Origin of the sequence: Metabacillus niabensis (assembly GCF_902829255.1) — a bacterium.
Taxonomy (GTDB): domain Bacteria; phylum Bacillota; class Bacilli; order Bacillales; family Bacillaceae; genus Metabacillus; species Metabacillus niabensis.
The window spans coordinates 22,002-28,803 of sequence record NZ_CADEPK010000364.1; the positions used below are offsets into that span (position 1 = coordinate 22,002).

Sequence of the window (6,802 nt, forward strand, 5' to 3'; positions counted from 1 at the left end):
GTCTCATCCTTATGACTGTTCCGCCAATTGCTGATAGAGCTGAACTAGCTTTTGTTTCTCATTATCCCACGTTAATTCCTTCTGAGCTTGAAAACAATTTTCTTGAAATTGATTATACTCATTCATGACTTCATGTATCCCGTTTACTACCGCTTCAACATTCTCATCAACTAGTACACCTGTTTTATATTTTTCAATAATAACCGATTTTCCTGGATGATTAGATGATACGGCAGGTATTCCTGCTTGCAGATACTCAAAGATTTTATTCGGAGTTGAATAATAATTGTTTTTAGATACTTTCTCGTACATAACAAGACCGATATGTGCCTGAGCGGTATATTTCATCAATTCCTCAGATGGTACTTGTTCATGAAAAAAAACTCTCTGTTCCAACTGAAGAGTTGTGACTAATTTTTCTAATTCTTCCTTTAAAACACCTGATCCGATCATGACTAATTTAAAATGTGCTGGTAATTTTTCCATCGCTTTTATAATTAATTCTAACCCCCGGTAAGGTGAAAAGCCTCCCTGGTAAAGAAGAATGGTGTCGGCTTTTGTAAATCCATACTTAGCGAACATATCTTGGTTAGCATTTAGGTCTTGTTGATCAAATATCGGGATATTTTGAATAAGCACACTCGGCTTTTTACCGTTTTTCTCAAACAAATAATCTCTTAAAAATTCATTAACTGTTACAAAATAGTCAATTTTTTTAAACAAGAGATTTTCAACCCGATACCCAACTATTCGATCAAGACGATTTCTACCTGCCATTTCGTTAAATATTTCATGTGAATCATAAACAAGCTTAGCTGAAAAATCCTTTGCAAGCATCGAGCCTTGCCAAAGAGTATTTAAATCATGACAATGAATCACATCAATCGTCATCCCGTTAACACTCGACTTCACCTTTTTATAAAATTCATAATAAGCAAGATAATCCTTGATGATTTTTACAACTGGTGTTCGCACTGTCCATACTAGCAATCTATTTAGTATTGTCGGCTTTTTCTTTGTGCTTGTCCCATTTGAAATCGATGATTTAATGCTTTTCACAGATATATTTGTTCGAATGAGCTTTATATTGTTATGTATGTGGGGGGGTGGCGATTGGTATTCCCTCACACAGGCTAAATAGATTTGGTGGCCTGCTTCAGCTAATGCCAATGCCTCCCTTTTTACTCTCGCATCGAAATGAATATCTTTATACAGGAGCATAAGTATATTCATTATTTTAGGGTCCTTTTCATAAACTGGTCATACTCTGTTACGATAGGTCCAGTTTCCCCCACTGCCTTTTGTTCTCCTAAATGAATCCATACTACACGATCACAAATCGAGCGAACTAAATTCGAGGAGTGCGTCACTAATATGACTGTTCGATCCTGTTTAATTTTCTCCATGATTGCATTACGGCATTTTTGTTGGAAGGCTGTATCCCCTACACCTAACACTTCATCAATAAGCAAGATTTCAGGATCTAAAGAAATCGCCGTAGCAAAGGCTAGTCTCGATTTCATCCCTGCTGAATACGTACGAACAGGCTTGTAAATAAAATCACCTAATTCGGAAAACTCGATAATATCCTCTACCTTTTCATCAATTGCTTTCTTGTTATGACCTAGCAATAAGCCATTCAGATAAATATTATCAATTCCCGGAAGCTCCGGCTGAAAACCTGCCCCTAATGAGAGAAGAACAGGATGCTCATCTTCATAAATATTAAATTCTCCCTTATCTGGAGAAATCAATCCACTAAGAAGCTTTAAAAGTGTACTTTTTCCAGAGCCATTTCGCCCAATGACACCAAGCACCTCTCCTTTTTTCACTTCAAAGTTTAAGCCTTTAAGCGCCCAAAACCGGTCTTCTTTTTTATGGAGATTTAATAACTTTTTGAGAGGTTTCTCGGTAAATTCCGGATAAGAAACCCAAAGATCTTTAATTTCAATTATATTTTGTGTCAATTAAATCACCTTAGCATATTCTTTTTCATTTTTATTAAGCAAACGTAATCCAAAGTATAAAATAGCAACCGAAATAACTGTTAATAGGAATAACGGTAAAAACTCTGGAGGCTTTCCATATACTAACACGTCTCGATATGATTCAAGGAAAGTCGTAAAAGGATTTAAATATAAAACTGGAACTAATTTTTCAGGAACGGTACTCATTTCAAACAGTACTGGTGAAAGATACATTAAAACTCTTGAAATATATTGCATCATATTTTTTATATCTCTTAAAAAGACTCCTAGATGTGCTAGGTATATCATGACTCCTAGCAAACAGATCGCATTAATAATAAAAATAACTGGGAAATAAAGAACGTTCCAAGTGAAATCTATACCATAAATCGCCAAGAATAAGATTAAAACGACAACGCTAATGAGATATTTTATACAGTTAACGAGCAGTCTAACCAAAATAAAGATAATCTTTGGTATATAAACTTGCTGCAAGATATTCCCTTTAGAGGAAATTGCATTTGTCCCATCTACAAGGCAAGCAGTAACAAATTTCAACGGAATTAACCCCGTAAAAATAACGACCGGGTAATTAGGAGTACCTCTATCCAGTATCACGACTACTAATAGGTAAAAGACAGCCATATAAAAGATTGGATCTAGTATCCACCACGTAAATCCAAAGTATGTTCTTGATGTATTTGCTTTGAAGTCAGAAGCAGTTAAATGGTAGATTAAATCTTTATTGGCTTTAATTGATTTAAATGTTTCTAGTAACATACAGCTTCTCCTAACTAACGAAATGTTGCATCTTAATTATAATAAACTTACTTAGAACAGCTTTCAAGTTTAACTAGAATTTTGTCAAAGATTTAGTAAGTAAAAGGCGACCATAGTCGAATATGGTCGCAAAATAAGAGTAAATATTCACTAATGTTTCATTTCTTTAAACAAAATCATATAGGTTTCCAAAGTTAATATACGTAACATCAGAAGGTGATTGCTTCACAATGTTCTTCGTATCAAAAATTTGCTTCGTTGCCATACCAGCAAATTCTGAGCCGTTGAATTCCTTAAATTCATTATGGTCAGTTAGGATTAAAACTAAACTTGAATCTTTTACGGCTTTTTCCATATCTTGCTCTACCCATTCCAAATTCACATGTGGGTCATAAGCAACAACTTCCCCAGCACCAGATGCTTTTAACATACCGTAAATATCCATTGCTGGACTTTCACGAATATCGTCAACATTTCCTTTATAAGTTAGGCCAAATACTGTAATTTTCTTTCCTTCTAGACCATTCAAAAGTTTCGCTGTATGCTCAACAACAAAGGAAGGCATTGAAACGTTAATATCACGTGCTTGATAAATTAATTTCGCTTGGTCAGGTGCTTCAGCAACGATAAAGTAAGGATCAACAGCTAAGCAGTGACCTCCAACACCAGGACCTGGTGAATGCAAGTTAACACGAGGATGCTTATTCGCCATTTGGATAACATCCAACGCATTTATGCCTAGCTTCGTACAAACTTTTACAAGCTCATTCGCTAAGGCAATATTCACATCACGGTATGTGTTTTCCATTAGTTTAGACATTTCAGCTGTTTTTGCATCTGTTAAGATTAATTCACCTTGAACAAATGTACCATATACCTTTTTACCAGCTTCCTTACACGCTTCAGTTACTCCACCGATGATCCGGTTGTTGTGAATAAGCTCGTGCATAATTTGGCCAGGTAAAACTCGTTCTGGACAGTGGACAAGGAAAAGATCCTCTCCAATTGTAAATCCAGCTTTTTCAAGTAATGGCTTAACATGATCATCCGTTGTACGAGGTGCGATTGTAGACTCTACAATAACCGTATTATTCGTTTCTAAATAAGGAATGATCATTTCAACAGCACTTAGAACATATTTTAAATCTACAGATTTATATTGGTCATCTCGATTTGGAGTTGGAACAGCAATGATAAACACATCACCCTTTTCAGGGGCTGTAGATGCTTTAAACTTACCTGATGCCATTACCTCTTCAAGTGCTTCCTGAAGTCCTGGCTCCTCAATGTGTATTTTTCCTTGATTTAAAGAGTCAACAACTTTTTGTTGAACATCTATACCTAACACGTCTACACCGTGTTTTGCAAACATAATTGATGTTGGAAGGCCTATATAGCCAAGACCTAATGTAACTAGCTTCATAATTAATTCCTCCAATTATTGATCGTAAAGCTGTTTAATGTTCTTCCTTAAAAACATTACAACTTCACTAGAACCCTGTCAATCTTGTTACTAAAATTGCCATAAATGCATCACAATCATGAATTTATTAAAAACTTAAGCACCGCTAAGCTTAATAGTTGATCTCCTCTTACAGTGTTCGCCTCTCGCGTACAGTCCGAAGCCTCCCCGATGTTAGCGCCAGTATGGTTTAACACGCTCTCTTAAAGAGTCACAACACACTCACCGCAAGAAAGAAATCAACAATATGCTCTAACATAATCTATAATAATATTTCTTCAATTTCCTGTTGAATCATTTTGTTTTTCCCGCACTGATAGCGAATACGCTCTGCTGACTTTGCTGATTTCTCCAAAAATACTTCAGGATGTTTATACAAATATTCAATAGCATCTGCCAACCCTTTGTAATCTTCTCCCTCTGCAAGAAAGCCACATGATTCATCAATAAATTCGGGAATTGCATAAACAGCACTTGTAACAGGCACCAATCCACTTGACATTGCCTCTCCTAAAGAGACTCCTTGAGAATCCATTCTTGATGGACTTAAAAATACGCCATGTGTTTTATGTTGTTCAGCAATTTGCTGTTGCGACAAAAAGTAATTATGCAAATGGACATTTGGTATGTTTCGAAGTGGTTCAACAACTTCATCAAACAAAGGACCTTGACCATATATATCAAAAACAAGCTCATTAAAAAACGGCCTGTCCTTTAAAGATAAAATTGCTTTTACCGTTAAGTCATTGGCATATGTCCGTGAAGCAAATGGTCGAACCGTTAAAATTCTTAACCTTTGCTCAGCAGGCTTTTCCACGTAATTGAATAATGAATCATCAATTAAGTTATGGATAATCCGATAATTTCCAATGATCGTACTTGTATCCTTTTCGGCAACATTTTCCTTATACCACTTTGAAACAAAAATAAATTTAATGTCGTCATCCTTTGCCGTATAGATGTCATGCATAAAATCTAATTGCTGCTGATTTCTTTTCGCATGCTCCAAGCTATCACGCAAGCTTTTCGGATTATCATAGAAATTAAACCATCGACGGTACCATTTTGTCGTTTCAAACCCATGTACCCAGACAATCTTCGGTGTATTCCGTGCCTTTGAATTCCGAACTGCACGATACATTTTTTCGTTAATAAAATGAAAGAGTACCTTTTTTACAGCTATTGTATCCAATAAAGCGGATAATACTCCTTCTCCACCAATAAAGACAGGTACACCTTCATATTCATAGTTAGCTACGCTAACCGGTGAAGTATTAAGTCGGTAAATCGCAACTTTTAGTCCTTTTTCCTTATATCCTAAAACTCTTTTATGAATAAACATATTTTGATAATAAGTATTTTTTTCAGGATAGACATTCGTTACAATCAGGTAATCAATCTCTTTATAGCGATCATATAATTCCTGTTTACTTTCCGAGCTTGGTATTTCATAGGCTACTATCGAAAGATCCGATAGAGTCGCTTCTCCCTCTCCAGTTAAACGAAGACCAATTGAATAGCTTGTAACCTCTTCAGGGAAACTTAGGTTCATCTCACAGCCTAATGGATTGTATTGGACATAGATTTTTTCGTTGTTTTTATCATAGCCTACAATGACTTGCTGCACTTGCAAGCTCCCTTGTTTTTCACCATTCAATTTAGCTATATAAGTGTATTCTGAATTTATTTTTTTGTTCACCTTTTTTTGACTATCATAATAGATAATTAATGGCCTTGAAAATTGACTTATTTGCCGAGCTTTTATGGTTAACTCATTCGTATACTGAATGTGTACTTCATATGTTGATTCTGTTTTTTCAGGCCATTTATCATCATAATGATGAATTTCTATAGGCTCTCTGTTTTGCACCGATTTCCCTCCTATCCTTGTAAATTAAATTTGTTTATTTTTTATCTTCTTTTCTTTCTTAGCTCCCAATATTTCATTTGCAGCTTACCTAATTTGGAATTTTGCAATCGAGTTAGCTTTCTAGTTAACTCTTCAATTGTTTGAGCCTGTTCTTTTATTTTTGCATTCCCTGAAGCAATTTGCTTTTCTTCAGCCTTTTCGTTTGTCTTTAATTCATCAAGGATATTGGAAATAATTTGTTTGAATTCAGCTTCCATTTCCTTTTTATCTTCTTTCAATCGTTCAACTAGATTTGTTAAACGCTCGTACTCTTCTTTATCAATCGTTACTTTTTCCTGGTCTGTATTCCCCATTCACATCCTGCTCCTTTCTTATTCAGTTCTTTGTCAGGATTGAAAAACAGCTTCCTTCATTACTGTTGATTAGTAGGAAATTTTTTCTCAACCATTTTTTCAAATGTCATTGCAGCTGCTTTTGCATCATTTAAAGGTGATAAATAAGTCGCATCCTTGCTTTGACTTAAAATACTACCTTCCTCAAAGATTCCCCAAATATCTGAGCCACTGCCTTTATAATCGCTTAATTTCGATGGTAGATATGGATTAATTGGCTTATTATCCTTCGTTGTTGAATCATTTACAACTAAGCAATCAAATTTCGTACATAAATTTAAGAATTTATAGAAATCAACAAATCCATTTACAATAATGCTATCCTCTAATG

At 35.2% G+C, this 6,802-nt stretch carries 6 protein-coding genes and 1 pseudogene; all 7 read right to left on the minus strand.

From position 1 onward, the window contains the following. Positions 1 to 9 precede the first annotated feature (9 nt). Positions 10 to 1,233 (minus strand): glycosyltransferase, encoded by a 1,224-nt coding sequence (locus HU235_RS21310; protein WP_174881509.1) that lies wholly within the window; start codon positions 1,231 to 1,233, stop codon positions 10 to 12. After that, positions 1,233 to 1,967 (minus strand): ABC transporter ATP-binding protein, encoded by a 735-nt coding sequence (locus HU235_RS21315; protein WP_174881510.1) that lies wholly within the window; start codon positions 1,965 to 1,967, stop codon positions 1,233 to 1,235. The genes HU235_RS21310 and HU235_RS21315 overlap by 1 nt, the downstream gene beginning before the upstream one ends. After that, positions 1,968 to 2,747, minus strand: coding sequence for an ABC transporter permease (locus HU235_RS21320; RefSeq protein ID WP_095299735.1), 780 nt, complete (start codon positions 2,745 to 2,747; stop codon positions 1,968 to 1,970). Positions 2,748 to 2,913: 166 nt separating this feature from the next. Continuing rightward, positions 2,914 to 4,170, minus strand: coding sequence for a nucleotide sugar dehydrogenase (locus tag HU235_RS21325; RefSeq protein WP_174881511.1), 1,257 nt, complete (start codon positions 4,168 to 4,170; stop codon positions 2,914 to 2,916). A gap of 301 nt (positions 4,171 to 4,471) precedes the next feature. Next, on the minus strand, positions 4,472 to 6,079 hold the full coding sequence (locus HU235_RS21330; protein ID WP_174881512.1) for a glycosyltransferase family 4 protein: 1,608 nt from the start codon (positions 6,077 to 6,079) through the stop codon (positions 4,472 to 4,474). Between the two features lie 41 nt (positions 6,080 to 6,120). Beyond that, positions 6,121 to 6,432, minus strand: coding sequence for a hypothetical protein (locus HU235_RS21335; protein ID WP_145581324.1), 312 nt, complete (start codon positions 6,430 to 6,432; stop codon positions 6,121 to 6,123). A gap of 59 nt (positions 6,433 to 6,491) precedes the next feature. Next, positions 6,492 to 6,802 (minus strand): annotated as a pseudogene (locus HU235_RS21340) (hypothetical protein); the annotation flags it as partial.

Excerpts from the sequence above, each read along its gene's own strand:
- HU235_RS21320 (WP_095299735.1), bottom strand. The coding sequence starts at position 2,747 with ATGTTACTAGAAACATTTAAATCAATTAAAGCCAATAAAGATTTAATC.
- HU235_RS21335 (WP_145581324.1), bottom strand. The coding sequence starts at position 6,432 with ATGGGGAATACAGACCAGGAAAAAGTAACGATTGATAAAGAAGAGTAC.
- HU235_RS21310 (WP_174881509.1), bottom strand. The coding sequence starts at position 1,233 with ATGAATATACTTATGCTCCTGTATAAAGATATTCATTTCGATGCGAGA.
- HU235_RS21325 (WP_174881511.1), bottom strand. The coding sequence starts at position 4,170 with ATGAAGCTAGTTACATTAGGTCTTGGCTATATAGGCCTTCCAACATCA.